Raw genomic sequence first — 20,276 nt, forward strand, 5'->3', positions numbered from 1 at the left:
CCATATTTATGTTCAAATAATATCCATTTTTAACAGCTATTAATGAGTTGTAAATATGGCGCAGAAAAAATCGTGCTAGTTCCACTGTTGTTGTGAGGTTGAAACGCTTTTTCTCTTCTCAACCGGTATTAAAGAGAAAAAGACACCGCTAAGCATCGCGGCGAGCAGAATCCAGGATGTCGGTGAAAAGACGCTGTCCATTACCAGGCATTCGAGTAGCACGGCAATAACCGGAAAACAGATAAATACCAACGAGGTACTGAACGTCGATATACGTTTTTGCAGCGAGAAATAACACAAAATTCCGAACACCCCAGCCACAATGCCAAGGTAAATAATCGAGGCAAAAGACAGCCAGGTAATATTTTCAATCAGCGGTTTTTCCACTATCACACCAATCAGCGTGAGGATTAACCCTGCGGCAAGGCACGGCAGCGCGTTAAATGTGGAAAGCGAAACCTGGCAACTGCGCTTCTTGCATTGAACGTACATAAAAGCATGGATGAAAACGGCAAGAACGACGGCTAATGACCCTTTCCAGTTGTTGCTCAGGCTCATCCTGGCTTCTTCTCGCAGCAAGCAAAACAGTGAGAGTAGCGCCAGCATCGAACCCATGAGTTGTAACAGGCTGACAGGGGCGTTGAGCACTACGATAGAAATCAGCAGAACGGCAACCGGCAACACGGCAAAGATAATTGCCGCACTGCTGGCATCGACGTACTGCTCACCGTAAAGCACCAGCGTGAAGGGCAGGCAGTAACAGAACAGGAACACACAGAACTGGAAAATACGGTGGCCTGGTGGGAATAACAGCGATGAACGAGTGATCTTCAATAGCCACAAGAGGAGTGGCGCTGCGCTTAAAAAGCGCAGGCCGGTGGCAAAAATCGGTGGCATGCTGACTAGCGCGAATTTCATCGCCAGCCAGGTGCTACCCCACGTCAGAATAACGACGGCGAAAAGTGTCAACATTTTGGCTTTCTGCATGGGGTGGCTCCTTTTTTCACCTCAAATTAATGATCGATATACAGGTAGTGCATCCAGCTGGTCATACGCAGCAAGATTTTGCGGATAATGGAAACGTGTTCGAAATAATCCGAATACACGGCAACTTGTCCCATGGTACCGGCCGGTAAACGTTCTACATCTTTGACGTTGTTAAGCTCAATTTCTGCATAGATGCCGTCGAGTTTGGGATCCAGACTTAAACCTTGTAAGTAGCCTTGTGCCTGATAACTACTGTTGGCGATCGCCGGCATGATTTGTTTCACTTTCCCTTTCACGACACTGCCTGGCAGGCCGTTGAACACGACCTCGGCTTCATCACCCGCGGTTAAACGCAGGGCAGAGTTTTGGCGGAAAACGGCATAAACGCTGGTTTTCTGGTCAGGGACGAACACCATCACTGGGCGCAGCGGTATCGGGCGCACGAACATGCCTGGTTTCAGGAACAGTTGCGTTGCGTAGCCATCGCTAGGGGCGCGAATAACGGTTTTCTCAAGGAAGTATTCTGCTTCTTTGAGGTTGGACTTCAAGCGGTACACTGTCGCGTTTTCGCCGTTAACCAGCGCACTCAGTTCTGCCGCTGTTTGGTCGCGCTTCGACAGGGAAGAACGCCATTGCGCCTGCGCTGCCAGATAGGTTTGCTGTGCGCGAACCACTTCCTGGTCAGTAAACGGGCTTTTCATTTTGTCCTGGCTGCCATTGCGGTAACGGTCAGCATCTTTCATGGCTAAATCGCGTTGTGCTTTTACCTGGGCAATATCGGCATTTTCGGAAGCCAGGCGTGCTTGCAGCATTTCAACGTTCTTTTCTGCGCTTTCGATTTCACCTTTGATTGACTCGACTTTGGCCTGGTAGGCGGTCGGGTCAATACGGAACAGGAAATCCCCTTTTTTCAGCATCTCATTAGATTTAGCGGTCACTTCGACCACCGTACCCGATACTTCAGGGATAATAGGTACTGTCACGGTAACCATCTGAGCACGTTCAGTGTAAGGATGGTTGTAATTCATTAATAACAGCAGGGAGCCAATAAGAATAATCCCACCCAAAACTGCAGTAGGAACGCTCCATTTATTTAATGGAATTTTGAAGAATTTAAATATACCGACACAAATTGCGGTATATGTAAGAATAAGTAATAAATCCACAATGAATCCTGCTCAATAATTCGGTTACTGGTGGTTTGCTGTATTATTTTTGTGCTGAGCTTCCAGTTGAGCCAGACGTTCACGTAACGCCTCTAACTCATGGTTTTTAGTCGCAAATCCCCAACCACGATCTTCGCGATATAGCATCGCCCAGATCCACAAAAACGGCCAGATTGCGTGCAGTGTGAATAAACTCACCCAACCTGCAGCATGAATAGCATCTTGATGTGGATGATTGCGATGCACCGCGATTTCATAAGGAATATCGTGCACAACAATAACGCCATAGAAAAGCGTCAGTCCCACAAATATAAGAGCGCCTAAGGCAAGGTAGTCCAGGATCATAGTTTGGTGCCCCGTGATTAAATGTCCGGAGACACTAATGAGAAGGTGTGCGCGGCACCACTTTTAATTTGTTTAAATTTAAATTTTTGGCGATTTTTTAATTGCACAAAACCACAATAATGTGCAAGAGGAAAAATAAGAAATTACACTTCTTTTCATCATAGAAATAGTTGTAAAAAATGTGCAAAAAGGTGTTTTAGTTTTTCAATACATGGTTGTATGTAAGCAGCAAACACTTCAGAGTAGCGCTCCCCCGCTAGATCTTTGGCGTGGTATATACTTCAAGGAACCTGCATGTATAGTGAGTCATCTCAGGAAAAAAAATGATTATACCTCCTCCCACACGACCCGAAGCCGCCATCCAGCGCCTGCTGACCGCCCTTGAGCCCTATGGAACCCCCATGGAGATCATTCCTCGTAAGCGGATTAACTGGGAATATAAAGATGTCCCGCAGTTCTACGTCTTCAAGAAAGGCGAAATTTCTGTGCTGCGCGCAACGGATGGTTTAGTTATTGCTACGCTCTCCGGGCAGAATTTGTTCGGTATTGCGGAGAGTATCCAGCCTTTACGTAGCCATATTCTGCGTGCAGAAACCGATTGCACCATGCTACGTATGGATGCCAGCCAGGCACATGAAATAATAAGTCAGCAAGACCTTTGGAAAGATGTGGCTATTATTCTTGCTTACTACACCACCTACCTCTGCTACCGCGATTCTGTCGTCGTGCAGCAACGCACTTATTCCATTATTCGTGGTCATCTTATTGAGATGAGCCGCTTGCCGGAAGAATCTCGATTAAGAACTTCAATTCTTGATTACATTCAGGAAAGAACGCACTTATCACGTAGCAGTATTCTGAATGTCATGTTTGCTTTAAAGAATGGCGGTTACATTGACATTCGCCGTGGAGGTTATTTACTGGAAGTCATCAATTTGCCTGAGAAATTCTAAAGCACGCTAATTATTGTTGTGATATTGGTTTTGTGGGTGTGTTATGCAATGATTTAACCTAGTTCTTTTTCATTTAAAATTAAATGAAGTTCAAATTCCTTCTTGCAAGGAATATGAATATCATCCGTCGCTTAAATATTAATACCATTGAGCAATCTCCCAGCAGCGACTTCAAGGATTATGATGAAAAAGACTCTTATTGCGTTAATCGCACTCAACGCCTTCGCAGTAACGAACGCCAATGCCGCAGCCGATACCGATACCTGGTATGGCGGTGCTAAATTAGGTTGGTCACATTATTTCGATGGCAATGGTGACAATGATTTCAATGATAACGTAAGCAACGCGACCGACTTTGAAACCAGCAGCGACAATGTTGGCGGTGGCGTATTCGCAGGTTATCAAATTAATCCGTGGTTGGCTGTTGAAGGCGGCTACGACTATCTCGGCAATATGCAGATCCAAGGCAACAACGGCGTAGCCGGTGCCAAAATGGGTTCTCAGGGCTTGCAGCTTTCTATGAAAGCTAGCTACGGTTTCACTGATAACTGGGATATCTATGGCCGTGCCGGTGCATTTGCATACCGTGCTGAAGCTGAGCAAAATGGCGATTCTAAGTTTGATACTGGCGTGCGCCCACTGGCCGCTGTCGGTACTGAATATGAGTTCAATGACAACTGGGCTGGCCGCGTGGAATACCAATGGGTTGGCAACGTGGGTAACTCCAACCAAATTGGCGTGAGTTCTGATGTCAGCACTGTGACTGCCGGTGTGGTTTACCGCTTTGGTGCCAACGAAGCCGCTCCAGTTGCAGCAGCACCTGCTCCAGTAGAAGCGCCAGTAGAACCACAGCGTTTCAACCTGAAATCAGACGTGATGTTTGCCTTCAACTCAGCAGTGCTTTCTGCTGAAGGTGAAGCAGCGGTACGTGACCTCTACAACCGTCCAGAAATTCAGGCAGCTAAAGACAAATCCACTATGGTGATTGGCTTTACTGACCGTCTGGGTTCACAAGATTACAACCTGAACCTGTCTGCAAAACGTGCGCAAGCCGTTGCTAACGAACTGGTTCGTTTAGGTATGCCAGCTCAGAACGTCCAGGCAGAAGGCCGTGGTGCAAGTGAGCCAGTAACTGGAACAACCTGTGATGCAGTCACTGCGCGTCAAGAACTGATTAACTGCCTGGCACCAGATCGCCGCGTTGTTATCGAAATTGCCGGTGTAGCGCCACAGCAATAAGTCCCAACATGCAATTACAAAAATAGCAGTAACGTCCGTTTTGCCCGATGCCTTAGTGCCTATCGGGCTTTTTTTTTGGTCCGGAAACCCTGAAGAATAAAGAGGAACGCGATGAAAAATTTAAAAATGGCTTGTCTGATCGTTGCAACACTAAGCGCAGGTTCGGCAAGTGCGGTTTCATTTCATGGAGAGGCGGGTTCTAAATGGACCAACCTGGGTATGAGTTTTGGCGCCAATGAGCCTGGTTTTACCTTTAGTGGTAACTGGGCACATAACGATAATGACGGTGATGTTGCGAGCCTGGGACTGGGCTGGAATATCCCGTTGGGTTCGGTGCTGATTACCCTCGGCGGTAAAACGCTGTATCTGAACCCGGATGATAACGACGAAGGTTATGCCGTGGCAGTAGGGGGTGGTGCGCAGCTGCCACTGGGCGAAAATTTTACTCTGTTTGGCGATGCTTATTTTTCACCTGATTCGCTCTCAAGTGGCGTAGCACAGTATGGCGAAGCGAACGCGGGTCTTCGCTGGAATGTTAACTCCACGTTTTCCGTTGATGGCGGGTACCGTTATGTTGGCATGGAAGGGAAAGATGGCCGCAGCGATAATATCTTAGCCGATGGCGCTTACGCTGGGGTTAATTTTAGTTTCTGATAAGTTTATTTTTGTACGGAAATTAGTTTGCTGGCGAAATGGTCACACACTACAATTATCACGTTGATACATCAAGCCTCATTGATATCGTCAATTCGAGTGATTCGATCCTTTAATATTGTTTGTGCATCTTGCTGTGCCAATACAATATACCCGCCTGTCCGGCGGGTATTTTTTTATCTAAATATTAAAATTTATTTTTAAATAAAAAGAATTTTGAATACGTGGTGCATTAACCTTATGCTGGTTTCAGCTCATAGGGATGTGGGCTATGTAAGCAACCATCAAATAGTAAGCAGTACGAGGCCACACTATGGCAACATAGTGTGGCTTTTTGCTATGTGATTTTCTGCTAACGTGAGGAGGTTAAAGAGGTTTTTGTTACAGGTGAATGACGTAAAATAAATGTTCACTGTTTTGCTTTTTCATTTGGCTAGCGCACGGTTGCTATATATATAAATAAGCGAAAAGATTAATTATCGGGAGTGGGGTTAAGAGTGAAATCCAGGTTTTGATTCCGGTTCTTTTAATTATTATTCATTGTAATAAAATGAAAACATAAAGGGTGGAAAACTCCATTTCGAGCATGGTGAGCTCCAGGTTACATATCTGCACTATTGTAATTATTTTTGTTAAAATATGGTTAATTTATTTATTTAAAAATAAACGAGTAATGGTTTTCAATGTCCTTCGAGCTGCGTTAATAATAGAACTGTACTATTTGTATTAATGCTTATTGTTCTTAAGGGTATCGAATGAAGAATATGTTTAAAATTGCCATGATGGCAACCGTTCTGGCTTTTTCTGGTGTGGCTTCTGCATCCAACTCAACCGAAACACTGCCGCAGGATAACCTGGCACAGCAATTAAAGCTGACACCAGAACAAATGAAGACGGTGAAGGCACTGCGCGAAGATGCACAAAAAGAGATCAGTAAGATTAATACTGATGCTTTAACTCAGGATGCGATTGTTGATATGTTCCATACCGGCGTGTGGGATGACACTGCGGCGAAGAAACAGCTGACCGCGATTGGCGATATTCAAGGCCAGGTACGTTACCAGCGTGCGAAATATCTGTTTAATGTTAGCCGCGTGCTGACCACTGAACAAAAGCAGCAGTTGCAGCAGATGCTGATTGAGAAACAACTCTACTGATTGACGTTGAATATGTCGGATGACGCTAGCGCTTATCCGACCTACGCCAGATTAGGATTTTGTAGGGTGGATAAGCGTAAGCGTCATCCACCATTAATGCAGAAATGCCAGATTGGGATTTTGTAGGGTGGATAAGCGTAAGCGTCATCCACCATTAATGCAGAAATGCCGGATTGGGATTTTGTAGGGTGGATAAGCGTAAGCGTCATCCACCATTAACGCAGAAATGCCAGATTGGGATTTTGTAGGGTGGATAAGCGTAAGCGTCATCCACCATTAATGCAGAAATGCCAGATTGGGATTTTGTAGGGTGGATAGGCGTAAGCGTCATCCACCATTAATGCAGAAATGCCGGATTGGGATTTTGTAGGGTGGATAAGCGTAAGCGTCATCCACCATTAATGACAGAAATGTCAGACCAGGTATGTTCTCAGGAGTCTTTCTCGGTAAGCGGTTTTAATACCTTACCAATTTGTACTAAGCCATTCTTATTATTATCTTTCAGATAGATATTGTTCAGCTCACCAAACTCCTCGAGCCGTGTCAGCGCCTGAAACACGTTATCAATGCCATCCCGATTATCAAATACATCACCACTTTTCAGCTCATCCACTCGTGCCGATTTAATTTCAGCCGTCAGGCTAGCGATAGCTTGCTGATTGGTTTTGTGCAGGCTTTCTAATTCCGCAGGGTTACTATTCGCCGGGGCGGAAGGTGACGGGGTGGCGTGGAAGTCGAGAGTATTTAACGCTTCAACCTTATCATCGCCTGGTTGAGCACAACCGGCTAAAACGAAAGCGAATAAAAACAGGGATTTCTTGAACACGATATTTCCTTGCAGGTTGCTTACTATTTAACTCAGACGGCAACTTACCTGCACGGTTATCCGGAAACTATATTAAGTTTGTTTAAATTTGAACGATAAAAAAGGCAGGCCACCGTTGCAACCTGCCATCTGGATGTTATTTAACCAGTTTGTCTTCAGTACGCAAATCAAAGTCAGAGGCGTCGTGGCGTTCATGCAGCTGCTGCGACGGCTCTCCGAACGTGCGGTTCACAATACGCCCACGTTTCACTGCCGGGCGATTCGCCACTTCATCGGCCCAACGGACAAAGTTTTTGTATGAGCTGATGTCGAGGAATTCAGCAGACTCATATAACCCACCTTTTGCCAGGCTACCGTACCACGGCCATATCGCAATATCCGCAATCGTATACTCATCGCCCGCAATGAAACGATGTGTCGCCAGTTGGCGGTCCAACACATCTAACTGGCGCTTGGTTTCCATGGCAAAGCGGTTGATGGCGTACTCAATTTTCACTGGCGCGTAATGATAGAAGTGGCCGAATCCACCGCCAAGATACGGAGCGGAACCTTGCAGCCAGAACAGCCAGTTCAGGGTTTCGGTGCGTGCCGCCAGCTCTTTTGGCAGGAAAAGACCGAACTTCTCCGCCAGATACAGCAAGATTGAGCCGGACTCAAACACGCGAATCGGCGGGGTGACCGAATGGTCCATTAGCGCCGGGATTTTCGAGTTCGGGTTCACATCCACAAAGCCGCTGGAGAACTGATCCCCTTCACCGATGCGAATCAAATGTGCGTCGTATTCGGCCGCGCTGACACCTGCCGCCAGCAGTTCTTCCAGCAGAATAGTGATCTTCTGCCCGTTCGGTGTGCCAAGAGAATAGAGCTGCAATGGATGCTTGCCGATGGGCAGAGTGCGTTCGTGTGTTGGGCCGGCAATCGGGCGATTGATGTTTGCAAAGGTGCCGCTGTCGCTTTTATTCCACGTCCATACTTTCGGTGGCTGATATTGATTATCTGACATGTTGTGTCTGCCTTTGGGTTGCCAGGGAGTGACTGAAAAGTGTAACTCCACTTTGTTTTGTTCGGTAATCGCCCGCTATTTTTTTTTACTTCCGTAGGTGTGATCTGGGGTAACAATAAATTAACTATAAATTTGCAATATGAACCAAATGATACAACATTAGCCCAATTACCCCGAGCGACCAGGAGCCATCATGCAGCGTTCAATTGCAACCGTATCTATCTCTGGCACGTTGCCTGAAAAACTGGCCGCAATATCGGCTGCTGGTTTTGACGGCGTCGAAATCTTTGAAAATGACCTGCTTTACTACCCCGGTTCACCTGCGGATGTGCGCAAAATGGCCGCAGATTTGGGGCTGACTATCACGCTGTTTCAGCCGTTCCGCGATTTTGAAGGAGCCTCTCGCCCACAGTTTGCCAGCAACCTGGAACGTGCGCGGCGTAAATTTGCTCTGATGCACGAGCTGGGCTGCAACACCATGTTGCTGTGCAGCAATGTGGCTCCAGATTGCTCGCCGAGCCTTGATCTACAAGTCAGCGATTTAGCGCATCTTGCTGAACTTGCACAACAAAATGAAATTATCGTCGGCTACGAAGCATTGGCGTGGGGCACCCATGTAAACCGTTACCGCCAGGCGTGGGAGCGGGTAAAACAGGTCAACAGCCCAGCGTTGGGGCTGGTACTGGACAGTTTCCATGTGCTGTCGCTCGGCGACCAGTTGATTAATCTCGACGATATTCCGCTTGATAAAATCACCTTCCTGCAACTGGCCGACGCCCCGCTGATGAAAATGGATGTGCTGGAGTGGAGCCGTCATTTCCGCTGCTTCCCAGGGCAGGGTGAATTGCCGGTGGTGGAATTTACCCGTTTGCTGACCGAAAAAGGCTACCGCGGCCCGTGGTCGCTGGAGATTTTCAATGACAACTTCCGCGCCACGCCGAACGCGCCAACGGCGAAGGATGGCTATCGTTCGCTGCTATGGCTGGAAGAACAAACCTGGAATGGCAACCCGCAAAGTGATGCACCACTGTTCCATAGCGCGCCGCAAGCCAGCTACCAGGGGATTGAATTTTTAGAGTTCGCCACTGACGCGCAAGATGCCACAGCACTTGGCGAAGCTCTGCAACCGCTAGGTTTCGCGCAGACCGGGACCCATCGTTCAAAAGATGTTTCGCTGTGGCGCAACGGTGGGGTGAACGTGATTATCAACCATCAGGCGCACAGTTGGGCGGACGAGTTTCATCGTCGCCACGGCGTGTCGTTGTGTGCCATGGCGTGGCGGGTGAAAGGGGCGGCGAATGTGCTGCAACGCGCACAAGATTATGGTTACCCGATCTGGCACGAAGAACACGGCCCGGACGAGCGTGCACTGGCAGCGATTTGCGCGCCAGACGGTAGCCTGATTTATTTAATAGAAGCGCCAGAGCAGGGCGAAAACGATATTTATCAGACCGATTTCACGCTGTCTGATTCAGTGAATACTGGCGTATTGCGCGGCATTGATCATCTGGCATTAGGCCTGGTGGAAGGTAGCCGCGATAACTGGATTATGTTCTTCCGTGCGGTATTTGGTTTCGAGCTGGATAACGAGCTTAGCGTACCGGACCCGTATGGCCTGGTCAGAAGCCAGGTGATGCACAGCCCGTGTCATTCGATTCGCCTGCCGCTGAATATGTCGCACAGCCTCGATACGCAAATCGCCCGTTCAGTGGCGAGTTATCAGGGAACCGGCCTGCAACATGCGGCATTTTCCTGCGATGATTTACCGGTGACAGTGGAAAGCCTGCAATCGCAAGGGCTGAAATTGCTGACGATCCCGGCCAACTATTATGACGATTTACTGGCGCGTTACGGCGCAAACAACGCGTTATTACAAGGACTTGAGCGCCTCGATATTCTTTACGAGCGTGATACACGCCAGCAGGAATTTTTGCACGCCTATACGCCACCGTTCCGCCCGGATCGTTTCTTCTTTGAATTGGTTGAGCGGCGCGGGGATTATCAACAATATGGTGCCACTAACGCGGCTGTTCGCCTGGCGGCAATGCAGATGCAGTCATTCGATTGATAACAATAAATGAACCTTAAGGTTCAATAAAACACCTGTAACCTATAAAATAATAGAGGAAGCAACCATGGCGAGTTATGGCCAGGGCGACATCGCCGCCCAGAAAACTGGTGTTGTAAAACGAACCCGTACCCGAATGGTGATTCTGACCCTTTTGGCTATCGGGACCATGATTAACTACCTGGACCGCACCGTTCTGGGTATTGCGGCACCGCAACTGAGTGCCGATCTCGGCATCGGTGCGGCCACCATGGGGATTGTCTTCTCGGCGTTTGCCTGGACTTATGCGGCCATGCAGATCCCCGGCGGCATCTTCCTTGATCGCTTCGGCAACAAAGTCACTTACGCGCTGGCACTGTTCTTCTGGTCGGCATTTACTTTATTCCACGGTTTGACGGTCGGGCTGAAAACGCTGTTGCTCTGCCGCTTAGGCCTTGGGATCAGTGAAGCGCCGTGTTTCCCGGTCAACAGCCGGGTGGTCGGCAAATGGTTCCCGCAGCATGAACGCGCCCGCGCTACGGCGGTGTATACCGTTGGTGAATATATCGGTCTGGCCGCGTTTGCTCCGCTGTTGTTCTTTATTATGGAAACCTTCGGCTGGCGTGCGCTGTTTATTACGGTGGGCGTGGTCGGCATTTTGTTTGTGCTGGTGTGGTGGCGTTTTTATCACGAGCCGCATGAGTCAAAAACCGCTAACTCGCTTGAACTGGAATACATCGGCCATGATGACAAAGAGGCTGAACCTGAGCCGAAGATGAATTTTAGCTGGGCGAACGTCGCAAGGCTGGTGAAATGCCGCCAGATCCTTGGCGCGGGGATTGGCCAGTTTGCCGGGAATACCACCTTAGTGTTTTTCCTGACCTGGTTCCCGACTTATCTTGCTACCGAGCGCCATATGCCGTGGCTGAAAGTGGGCTTCTTCGCGATTATGCCGTTCCTCGCTGCGGCAGTAGGCGTGATGTTTGGTGGCTGGGTTTCTGACCAAATTCTGAAACGCACCGGTTCGGTGAACATGGCCCGCAAACTGCCGATTATTGCTGGCCTGCTGATGGCGAGCCTGATTATTTCGGCGAACTGGATGCCGACTGACGCGCTGGTGATTACGGTGATGTCGGTGGCGTTCTTCGGGCAAGGCATGGTGGGACTTGGCTGGACGCTGATTTCTGATATGGCACCGAAGAACCTTGCGGGGCTGACGGGTGGCTTATTTAACTTTTGCTCAAACCTTGCGTCGATTATCACGCCGTTAATCGTTGGTTTTATCGTTGCAGCTACCGGTAACTTCTTCTACGCGTTGGTGTATATCGGCGGAGCGGCACTGCTGGGCGTGTTTGCCTATGTCTTTATTCTTGGCGATATCAAACGTATTGAGCTGGCGGATTAATCATGGAAATTAGTGGCAACACCCGTTTAATCGCCCATTTGGGCTACCCAACTACCACCTTCAAAGCGCCGATGATTTACAACCCGTGGTTTGAAGAACAAGGCATTGATATCAAAGTGGTGCCGATGGGGGTAAAGCCTGGTGATTATGCGCAACTGATTCCTTCTTTATTCAGCCTGACCAATATTGTTGGGGCGCTGGTGACGATGCCGCACAAAGTCTCGACCTGCGAGTTAGTCCACAGCCTGAGTCCGACGGCACAAATCGCCGGAGCCTGTAATGCTATTCGTCGCGAACCAGATGGCAGCCTGCGCGGCGATATGTTTGATGGCGACGGTTTTGTGCGCGGTGTGTTGCGCAAAGGGATTCAGGTTAAAGGCGCCAGCGCGTTGGTGGTGGGCAGTGGTGGCGTCGGTTCGGCTATCGCGGCGTCGCTGGCGGCGGCGGGCGTTGATAAGCTGGCGTTGTTTGATACCCGCCAGGCAAGCAGTGAAGAACTGGCGTCTCGTCTGCGTCGGCATTATCCGGCGCTCACGGTACTAACGGGGTTGCGCAACCCGCAGGCGTTTTCCATCGTCGTCAACGCAACACCGCTGGGCATGAATCCAGGTGATGAATTGCCCATCGACGTGGATGCGATAACACCGGGGAGTTTTGTTGGCGAAGTGGTGATGAAAAGTGAAATCACCCCATTTTTGAGTGCCGCAATGCAAAGAGACTGCCAGATTCAACCTGGTACCGATATGTTGTTTGAGATGATTCCGGCTTATATGGAATTTTTTGGCCTGCCAGAAGTCACGCCTCAAGCGCTGCGCAGAGTGGCGAAAATAGATTATTAACAATGGATTAGCTTCACATTGTGCCCCTGTTAAGCGAAGCGCTAAAACAGGGGTGTTTTAGCTCCAGAGCTGTGGACGGCTAAAATAATCCTTGTCATTCATCGCCTAAGCATGAGTTAATACGCCCCATCGGTTTGACGTACAGACCTTTAAAGCAACTTAGTAAAGCAGTCCTTCAAGAGTCATCCCTGGATACCCTTTGTCGTGTGCTCTTCTACCGCTTCATAAAATCTGTAAAGCATACCAAATCGCCGTAAGGCACACTTAATCCAAAAGGTAATACACATGTCTAACAAAATGACTGGTCTGGTAAAATGGTTCAACGCTGATAAAGGTTTCGGCTTCATCACTCCAGACGACGGTTCTAAAGACCTGTTCGTTCACTTCTCTGCAATCCAGAACGAAGGTTACAAATCTCTTGATGAAGGCCAGAAAGTTTCCTTCACCATCGAGAACGGCGCTAAAGGCCCAGCAGCTGGTAACGTAACTAGCCTGTAAGGTTAGCGTTAACTAAGCTCTAAAGAATTTAAAAACCCGCTTCGGCGGGTTTTTTCGTTTCTGGCGTTTTATTCGTTAACTCATTTCTAGTAACAGACACGATTCCTGCCGTTTTTCTTCGCCTTGTAAAGCTGCTGGTCGGCTTGTTCAACTAACATTTCCAGTGCCATTCCTTCGCGCCATTGCGCAATTCCCTGGCTGACAGTCAGTACCGCCGAAACGCCAGAACCTTTATGCAGTATATGGGCATGGGCAATATTCTGCTGGATTCGCTGGCTGATGTTTTTCGCCTGGGAAATATCGTTGCAGACAGTTAATACCACAAACTCCTCGCCGCCAAAACGGAAGGCGCTGTCAGTCTCTTTGCGCAGGGATTGTTCGATGCAGCGTGACACATTGATCAGGCATTTATCGCCAGCCACATGCCCATATATATCGTTGTATTGTTTAAAGAAATCAATATCCAGCACTATCATAAACAGCTTTTTCTTGCTCTGCGCGAGCGTGCTGACGTGCTCTTCAAAGTAACGCGCCAGGCTCAGACGGTTATACAAACCGGTTAAGGCATCGTAGTGCGCTTGCTGAACCAGTTTTTTGATCAGGATATTTTTTTCATATTCGCTGCGCTGCACGCGCTGATACCACTCCAGCAAAATGTAGCGTGCAGAATAGATAACTAGCAGCATGATCAACGCACCGACGAATTGTGCGATGCTGAATTTACGCTGAAAGAAGAATTCGACATACAGCAAACACAAAACTAACGGGGCAGAGAACAGTAACAATAAGCGGCCAGAAATAAAGAAGGTGATGGTTGCGGGTAATAACAATGATACGGCCATCATCAGTGTGACAAGCGGGTTTTGGTAAAACTGGGTGAAGTTATACAACAAAACGGACCACAACAAACCAAAGGTCAGCACCACAAAGGGCAGGGCGTAGTGGTAAAAACCGTCGTTAATATTCTTCTTTATTTTTAGCGTAATCATCAGGTTTATTGCGGCTAACGCGATGATACAACCGCAAAGTATTTGCAACGGAAGCGGCAGGGTATCGAGATCGCTGCGATGAATACCGCGCAACAGCAACCAGGCGCAGAAGATAATATTCAGTGATAAAAACCACATGTAGCCTTTGGTGCTGGTGATGACACTTTCGCCCGTGCTGTGGTTAATATCCATTGATAAGCCTTATTTCATAAGTTTAATAAATGATACCGTGCTCTCCAGTGCGGTGCCACCCTTGAAATCCGCGGCTTCCAGGCCCTTAACTTCGCACCACTTATCTTGAATATGCTTGATGCTGGTCTATGCTCAAATCAGTTATTAGGCGAGAGTGCGGTTTCTCGTGTAATTGAAAAATAAAACAAATTTCTCTCTTTACCAGGTGATGGTTATGACCAGGGCGCTGCTGTTTCTTCTGGCATGGACAACGTTGTATACCTCCTGCTTGCGGCACCCGCCGTGCAGCCGGATAAACTGCTATGAATAAATCCACGTATTCGCTGGCGGTGGTGCTCTCGCTCGGGTTGTGGCAGCCCACGGACGCCCACGCCGCAGGGTTAATTGACCCAACCGACGGTATGCTCGATATGAGCGAGTACTTGCGTGATAACCGCTACGGGTTTCTGCCGATTCCGGTGGTGATCACCGAACCGGCAGTCGGTTATGGCGGTGGGTTATTTGGCCTTTTCCTGCACGACTCTGCTGACGGTCAGCCTGGGCATACCCGTCCGGACGGGCGATCCATCCCGCCAGCGATGTCAGCATTCGGTGGTGGAGCGACACAAAACGGCACCTGGTTTGTCGGCGGTGGGCATCGCCACACCTGGAACAATGACGGCATTCGTTATCTGGTTGCCCTCGGCTATGCCAATGTAAATATTGATATTTATTCAGGCGATATCGCAGGTTTTGACAACGGAAAAGGCATTAGTACCCAAACAAGAGGGTACGGAGGTATGCAAAAATTACTGTTCCGCGTTGCAGATACTCCGTTTTTCGTTGGTGGTTCGCAATTCTATGCAAATATGGAAATATCGGCCGATAACAAGCTTATTGACCGTACCTTTCAACGTGTTCTTGGCGAGCAAAGCACCACTTCCGGTGTTGGCTTGCTGATGGAATATGACACGACGGATAACTTCTTTTATCCACGCAATGGCTTGTCGGTTACCGGCGAATACCAGTTTTACTCCAGCTTTCTCGGTGGCGATTACCGATACGACATGCTGACGCTTGATGGCAAATATTTCCAACCGCTAAGCCGTGATTTTACCCTCGCGCTGGCGGGTAATTATCAATCGCTTTCGAACCATGACAGCCATTTGCCACCTATGGCGCGGCCATACATCAAATTGCGAGGCATCTCGCAATATCGCTATCAAGGGGATTATGTCGGGATCGTGCAAACGCAACTCGAATGGCAGATGACGCCGCGCTGGGTATTGCAGGGTTTTGTCGGTGCAGGCAGTGCCAGCAACGATGCTGACGATCTTTTCCATACCGCGGAAGTGGCCTGGGGCGGTGGGTTCCGTTATCTCATCGCCCGCGAATTTGGTCTGCATACTGGGATTGATGTGGCGTTTAGCGACAACGAACAAGCGGTCTATTTCAATGTGGGGGCGGGGCTGTAGAAGGATTTTGCCGCCTGACTGACCAAGTAAAATTTAAAGAGAACGCAATGAAAACAAAATTAAAAGGTATACAGCAGTGCCGGGTATTTGCGCTTCCGCTGCTGTTTTTATCAGGTGCAGCCTTTGGCGCATCCACGGACACCACGACCAGTGATAGCAGCACATTTCCTATCTGGGGAGATGAAGCCCGAGCGCGCGGATATTCCATCCCGCTGCCGTTTGGCGTGAATCTCAGTTACATGAACATCCGCCAGAATGTGGATGTAGACAGCATTACTTTCTCCGGCCTTAAACTGGGCCAGCATGCTATTCCCAGCGACATGTTTAATATCGATGTCGGCCACACGCGCGAGCGCAGTAACAGTGAAAACCTGCGCATGGATATGTGGGTATTCCCGTTTCTGAATATTTACGGGCTGGTGGGGTACACCAAAGGTTCATCGGTTTCCAACGTTTCGGTTGATGCGGATCCGTCGCTGTATACCGGGATTGATCGCCTTATTGCTGCTTCGGTTCATCGCCTGAATCAAAGCGGTGACTTGCAGAATATTGATTTCACGCTCGATTTCGAAGGCATGACCTACGGAACGGGTTTTACGCTGGCGGGTGGCTATAAAAACTGGTTTACGCTGGTGGACACCAACTACACGCGTACCGATTTCGATATTCTGGATGGTAAAATTTCGGCGCTGACGGTTTCACCACGCGTTGGTTATCGTTTTGATATGCCACAAATTTCCGGGCCGTCGCACTTGAGCATCTGGGTTGGGGCGATGTACCAGGACGTGCAGCAGGAGTTTAAGGGGAATCTCTCTGACCTGCATATGCCAGCTTCGCTTCAGCCGCTGATAAGCGCGGTGAACCAGGATAACCAGGGGCGTTTCGATGTTAAGCAGCATCTCACCTCGCCGTGGAACACGCTGATCGGTGCGCAATATGAAATCACGCAAAACTTTAATGTGCTGACAGAAATTGGTTTTAATGAGCGTAATAGCTTCTTCCTGGCAGGTGAATACCGATTCTGATGAACACAAGCAGCGCGCTATTTTTGGGGTTGTTAAGCCTGATGTTGATACCGACCGCCACTGAAGCCATGACGCGCGAAGAGATTGACGGTTTTCTGGGTAAGTTGGGGGCGGATAATCAATACGACCCAAGCAAGGGCATTAACTGGAGCGTGCTGCCAGGGCCGTTTTATACCCCGGAGTTGAAGCTTGGCCTCGGGACGGCGGTGGCGGGTGTTTACCGCGTTGATCCTCATGACCGTGTGACGCAAAACTCGTCGCTATCGTTAACCGGGTTTGTCAGCACCAGCGGGGCGCTGGGGCTGGGCATGAAAAACTACACGTTTTTCACCGGTGACGAGTGGCGGTTGTTTATCGACGGATCGCTGGCAAAAATTCCCACTGGATTTTGGGGGATTGGCTACGATGCGGCGCAAGGTAACGAGCAGAAATACACCCAGCAGTCGTTCAGCCTCCATCCCCAGATCATGCGTCAGGTGCTGGATAACTTGTATGCCGGCGTGGGTTGGGATTTTTCGAACTACAAAGCCGACAACATTGATGATCCGCATCCAGGCGATAACTTTTCGAGTTACAACGCGGGTGGCAGCACGCTGAGTTCCGGCGTGACGGCGACCATTAATTACGATTCGCGCGATGTGATCACTCGTCCACAACACGGTCAGTTTTTCAGTGCTGAATACAGCGTTTTTGATCCAGCATTCGGCTCGGACACGCACTTCACCGCTCTGCAACTGCAATACAATTATTATCTTCCGCTTAGCGATCAGGATGTTCTGGCGTTCGATCTTTGGGGGCGCTTCACCCGTGGTGATGTGCCGTGGGATCGTTTATCTCAGGCGGGGGACGACAACCGGATGCGCGGTTACTATCAGGGGCGCTATCGCGATAAAGACGTGGTCAGCACACAAGTGGAATACCGCAAAAAACTCAACTGGCGACACGGCTATGTTTTATGGGTCGGTGCAGGGGCGTTGGGTGACAGCCCGCATAATTTGTCAGATAACCCGCTGTTGCCCACTATTGGCGCGGGTTATCGCTTTGAAGTTAAGCCAGACATGAATATCCGTCTCGATCTGGGATTTGGCAAAGAAAGTACCGGTTTTTATTTTCAAGTTGCGGAGGCATTTTAATGCGCGCCTGGATTTTTACTCTGTTGCTCGGTGCCGCCTGCGTGAGCGCAAGTGCTGCCGCAGCATCAACAGATTTTCTACCCATCGAACAGGCGCGGCGCGTGTGGCCTGTTGCTCAGGAGCTTACCGCCCCAGAATCTTTGCGGCCTTGCTGTGCGTTTGGTTATGACCTGCAAGTGCGCGCCGTGGGTGTGCCAATTCCGGTCTACCAGATTGGTAATATTCTGACGCTCGCGACGCTTGGCAATCATCGTTATAACGACAGTGCACTAGGGGCAGTCAAAAATATCGTCGGTCTGAGCGAGGAGAAAAGCGGCCTGATTTATACCCGTCACGGCGGTTTTATCGATATCGCCCACGTCCGTGATACCGCCGATAACACCTTCTATCTTTTCACGCAGATTTATTCGCGTCTCGGCCAGGACTGGCGGCTATTCTACAGTGAAGAGTTGGGGGTCAGGCGCATTCAACTGCATGCGTTTACTCCACCGGCCTCGATGTCGGAACGCTACACGATTGCTGCGTGGCTTGCGGGGCATCTCGCATTTCAGCTCGCGCAATGGCATGAGATTGCCCAGTGGTACGGCTTCGAGTCTGTGCCGGGGTTTCCTGAGGAGATATCTGCGTTCTCACCCGAAGATCTCTACTCCAATCTATTGGGGGCAAGGCTTGCGATTAACGTGATTCTGCATGGCCAGGCGGGGTCGATTGACTCCTACGACTCCGCAATAGACAAAGCGTTGCACAAGGCGCTGGTGCAGTTGGGAGCCGTCTCCAAAGCAGAGACAGAAAGAGAGTTTCGTGAAGTGGACGGCAGTTGGTGGAACAGCAAACGCCGGGTGCCGGATAAGTTTTTGGTGCTTAACCGTAATTACGATTTGAGTGAGAACCGCTATCCAACTCCAGTCCCGTTTGAAAGGGCGGAACCTTATCGCCTGGTGATGCCTGTCACCGTCGCGGGCGCTACGCTGAGCGAGCTTGGGGAACTGCAAATTCATACCGGGAGCGATATGCGTGGCCTGAAAGCGCCGGAAACCTTTTATGTCCCCTCGCAATTCCCGGAGCTGGCTGAACAGGCTAAATTCGCTGACCAGATACAGCTCCAGCAGATGAAGAAATGAGGTCATAAGTAATCGTTATTGGACGAACGTCAGCGAGTCCGCTTTGATGTTGCAAATATGTTAGTAACATTTTGAAGGTTAAACATGTTCACCATTAAAATCGACGATTTGTCCCATCATGCGGTACAGACATTAGTGGCCTTCCATATTTCTGGCATGCTGGAACAATCACCACCGGAAAGCAGCCATGCTTTGGATGTGCAAAAACTCCGTGACCCCGCCGTGACATTCTGGTCGGCGTGGGAAGGGGAGCAACTAGCCGGCATTGGCGCGTTGAAAATGCTCGATGGCAGCCACGGTGAGCTGAAATCAATGCGCACTGCGACTGAGTTTTTGCGCCGTGGCGTGGCGAATCAGTTTTTAGTGCATATTTTGCAAATCGCGCGCGAAAGGGGTTTGCAACGTATCAGCTTAGAAACGGGCACCCAGCCAGGATTTGCCGCCTGCTACCAACTCTATCTCAAGCATGGCTTTGTCGATTGCCAACCCTTTGCCGATTACCAGCTCGACCCGAATAGCCGCTTTATGACATTGGTGTTGTGAGTGGATGCACCCTGAGCCTGCCGGTGATGGAAAGACTGGCAGGATAATTCCGCACAGCATTTACCCTCAGTTATTTACTCCTTATAAAATAATTCATCTGTTAATCAATTCCTCTTTTATATCCACCGTACATATTACGTATTGGCGCCTGATTAGCGGGGGTGTGGCATCGCTATTCTTTAAATAGGCAAATAATCATGAAACTTCCTAATCTTCACTGGCTATGACGGAGATCCCATAATCATTAAACGATAATGATGTATCAATCTTGTGAGTGATGAATCATGATAAAGTTATCCATGCAAACTATATGTGTTTATAGAAATTTGGTTGTTTTTATTATTTTTACTCATGACTATCAGTGACATACTCAAAAGGAAATAAAGATGAAAAGAATCATTTTAGGCATGGTTGCTTGTACATTCACGTTCAGTTCATTTGCTGCAGAAATGATGTCGCAAAAAAATTTTGAGAAGGTGAAAGATCAGTATGTCGAAGTTGGAAATATCTCTACTTCGGGTGAAACCAGTACTGCTGATGCGAAAGCTGAGTTGTCAAAAAAGGCTGATGAGAAAGGCGGTGATATTTATGTGCTGACATCAGGGAATACCAATAATAAAATACATGGAAATGCAGTGGTCTATAAGAAGAAATAACGTTTCAGCACAGCATCAGCCGTTTATGGTTGATGCTGTTTTTT

Annotated in this window: 20 protein-coding genes; 14 read left to right on the forward strand and 6 right to left on the reverse strand. The window is 48.9% G+C overall.

Features of this window, described 5'->3' with window-relative positions; translation table 11 throughout:
• Positions 1-75: 75 nt before the first annotated feature.
• From EC843_RS20085 to EC843_RS20095, 3 genes are read right to left on the reverse strand one after another with little or no spacing between them, the layout of a single operon-like run.
• On the reverse strand, positions 76-987 hold the full coding sequence (locus EC843_RS20085; protein ID WP_064540969.1) for a DMT family transporter: 912 nt from the start codon (positions 985-987) through the stop codon (positions 76-78).
• Positions 988-1,013: 26 nt separating this feature from the next.
• On the reverse strand, positions 1,014-2,153 hold the full coding sequence (locus EC843_RS20090; protein ID WP_064540966.1) for an HlyD family secretion protein: 1,140 nt from the start codon (positions 2,151-2,153) through the stop codon (positions 1,014-1,016).
• 24 nt (positions 2,154-2,177) lie between these two features.
• A complete protein-coding gene (locus EC843_RS20095; RefSeq protein ID WP_064540963.1) occupies positions 2,178-2,498 on the reverse strand; it encodes a DUF3302 domain-containing protein in 321 nt (106 codons plus the stop codon).
• Positions 2,499-2,821: 323 nt separating this feature from the next.
• Between EC843_RS20095 and EC843_RS20100 the strand changes: the two genes are divergently transcribed.
• From EC843_RS20100 to EC843_RS20115, 4 genes are all read left to right on the forward strand, one after another.
• Positions 2,822-3,451 (forward strand): winged helix-turn-helix transcriptional regulator, encoded by a 630-nt coding sequence (locus EC843_RS20100; protein ID WP_064540960.1) that lies wholly within the window; start codon positions 2,822-2,824, stop codon positions 3,449-3,451.
• 183 nt (positions 3,452-3,634) lie between these two features.
• Positions 3,635-4,690 carry a porin OmpA gene (gene ompA / locus EC843_RS20105; RefSeq protein ID WP_064540958.1) on the forward strand — a complete coding sequence of 352 codons (1,056 nt, stop codon included), beginning with the start codon at positions 3,635-3,637 and terminating at the stop codon, positions 4,688-4,690.
• A gap of 111 nt (positions 4,691-4,801) precedes the next feature.
• Positions 4,802-5,344 (forward strand): YfaZ family outer membrane protein, encoded by a 543-nt coding sequence (locus tag EC843_RS20110; protein ID WP_064540956.1) that lies wholly within the window; start codon positions 4,802-4,804, stop codon positions 5,342-5,344.
• A gap of 755 nt (positions 5,345-6,099) precedes the next feature.
• Entirely contained in the window at positions 6,100-6,501 is a 402-nt protein-coding gene (locus EC843_RS20115; protein ID WP_064540951.1) for a Spy/CpxP family protein refolding chaperone, read from the forward strand.
• A gap of 430 nt (positions 6,502-6,931) precedes the next feature.
• On the opposite strand, the gene EC843_RS20120 is transcribed toward EC843_RS20115, so the two are convergent.
• Complete coding sequence (locus EC843_RS20120) at positions 6,932-7,327, reverse strand: hypothetical protein (RefSeq protein WP_064540944.1); 396 nt, start codon at positions 7,325-7,327, stop codon at positions 6,932-6,934.
• A 136-nt stretch (positions 7,328-7,463) separates the two neighbouring features.
• Positions 7,464-8,330, reverse strand: coding sequence for a glutathione-dependent disulfide-bond oxidoreductase (yghU, locus tag EC843_RS20125; protein ID WP_064540941.1), 867 nt, complete (start codon positions 8,328-8,330; stop codon positions 7,464-7,466).
• 193 nt (positions 8,331-8,523) lie between these two features.
• Between yghU and EC843_RS20130 the strand changes: the two genes are divergently transcribed.
• The 4 genes from EC843_RS20130 (at position 8,524) to cspA (ending at position 13,119) form a co-directional block, all read left to right on the forward strand.
• On the forward strand, positions 8,524-10,398 hold the full coding sequence (locus EC843_RS20130) for a sugar phosphate isomerase/epimerase and 4-hydroxyphenylpyruvate domain-containing protein (RefSeq protein WP_133522946.1): 1,875 nt from the start codon (positions 8,524-8,526) through the stop codon (positions 10,396-10,398).
• A 67-nt stretch (positions 10,399-10,465) separates the two neighbouring features.
• The gene (locus EC843_RS20135) at positions 10,466-11,782 is read left to right on the forward strand and encodes an MFS transporter (RefSeq protein WP_121814481.1); all 1,317 of its coding nucleotides are present in this window, start codon (positions 10,466-10,468) and stop codon (positions 11,780-11,782) included.
• A 2-nt stretch (positions 11,783-11,784) separates the two neighbouring features.
• Entirely contained in the window at positions 11,785-12,621 is an 837-nt protein-coding gene (locus EC843_RS20140; RefSeq protein ID WP_133522947.1) for a ThiF family adenylyltransferase, read from the forward strand.
• A 285-nt stretch (positions 12,622-12,906) separates the two neighbouring features.
• Positions 12,907-13,119: an RNA chaperone/antiterminator CspA gene (gene cspA / locus EC843_RS20145; protein WP_064540929.1), complete on the forward strand. Its 213-nt coding sequence runs from the start codon at positions 12,907-12,909 to the stop codon at positions 13,117-13,119.
• Between the two features lie 86 nt (positions 13,120-13,205).
• Here the strand turns inward: cspA and EC843_RS20150 are convergent, their stop codons facing one another.
• The gene (locus EC843_RS20150) at positions 13,206-14,300 is read right to left on the reverse strand and encodes a membrane-associated sensor domain-containing protein (RefSeq protein ID WP_133522948.1); all 1,095 of its coding nucleotides are present in this window, start codon (positions 14,298-14,300) and stop codon (positions 13,206-13,208) included.
• A 302-nt stretch (positions 14,301-14,602) separates the two neighbouring features.
• Between EC843_RS20150 and EC843_RS20155 the strand changes: the two genes are divergently transcribed.
• The 6 genes from EC843_RS20155 (at position 14,603) to yahO (ending at position 20,232) form a co-directional block, all read left to right on the forward strand.
• Complete coding sequence (locus EC843_RS20155) at positions 14,603-15,754, forward strand: BamA/TamA family outer membrane protein (RefSeq protein ID WP_243739171.1); 1,152 nt, start codon at positions 14,603-14,605, stop codon at positions 15,752-15,754.
• Positions 15,755-15,801: 47 nt separating this feature from the next.
• The gene (locus tag EC843_RS20160; protein ID WP_064540919.1) at positions 15,802-16,779 is read left to right on the forward strand and encodes a hypothetical protein; all 978 of its coding nucleotides are present in this window, start codon (positions 15,802-15,804) and stop codon (positions 16,777-16,779) included.
• Positions 16,779-17,912, forward strand: coding sequence for a BamA/TamA family outer membrane protein (locus tag EC843_RS20165; RefSeq protein WP_133522949.1), 1,134 nt, complete (start codon positions 16,779-16,781; stop codon positions 17,910-17,912). Before EC843_RS20160 ends, EC843_RS20165 begins: the two co-directional genes overlap by 1 nt.
• On the forward strand, positions 17,912-19,033 hold the full coding sequence (locus EC843_RS20170; RefSeq protein ID WP_133522950.1) for a DUF4056 domain-containing protein: 1,122 nt from the start codon (positions 17,912-17,914) through the stop codon (positions 19,031-19,033). Before EC843_RS20165 ends, EC843_RS20170 begins: the two co-directional genes overlap by 1 nt.
• An 84-nt stretch (positions 19,034-19,117) precedes the next feature.
• Positions 19,118-19,576 (forward strand): GNAT family N-acetyltransferase, encoded by a 459-nt coding sequence (locus EC843_RS20175; RefSeq protein ID WP_133522951.1) that lies wholly within the window; start codon positions 19,118-19,120, stop codon positions 19,574-19,576.
• Positions 19,577-19,962: 386 nt separating this feature from the next.
• Positions 19,963-20,232 (forward strand): DUF1471 family periplasmic protein YahO, encoded by a 270-nt coding sequence (gene yahO / locus EC843_RS20180; RefSeq protein WP_133522952.1) that lies wholly within the window; start codon positions 19,963-19,965, stop codon positions 20,230-20,232.
• Positions 20,233-20,276 lie beyond the last annotated feature (44 nt).

It is taken from the genome of Buttiauxella sp. JUb87 (genome assembly GCF_004361975.1).
Taxonomy (GTDB): domain Bacteria; phylum Pseudomonadota; class Gammaproteobacteria; order Enterobacterales; family Enterobacteriaceae; genus Buttiauxella; species Buttiauxella ferragutiae.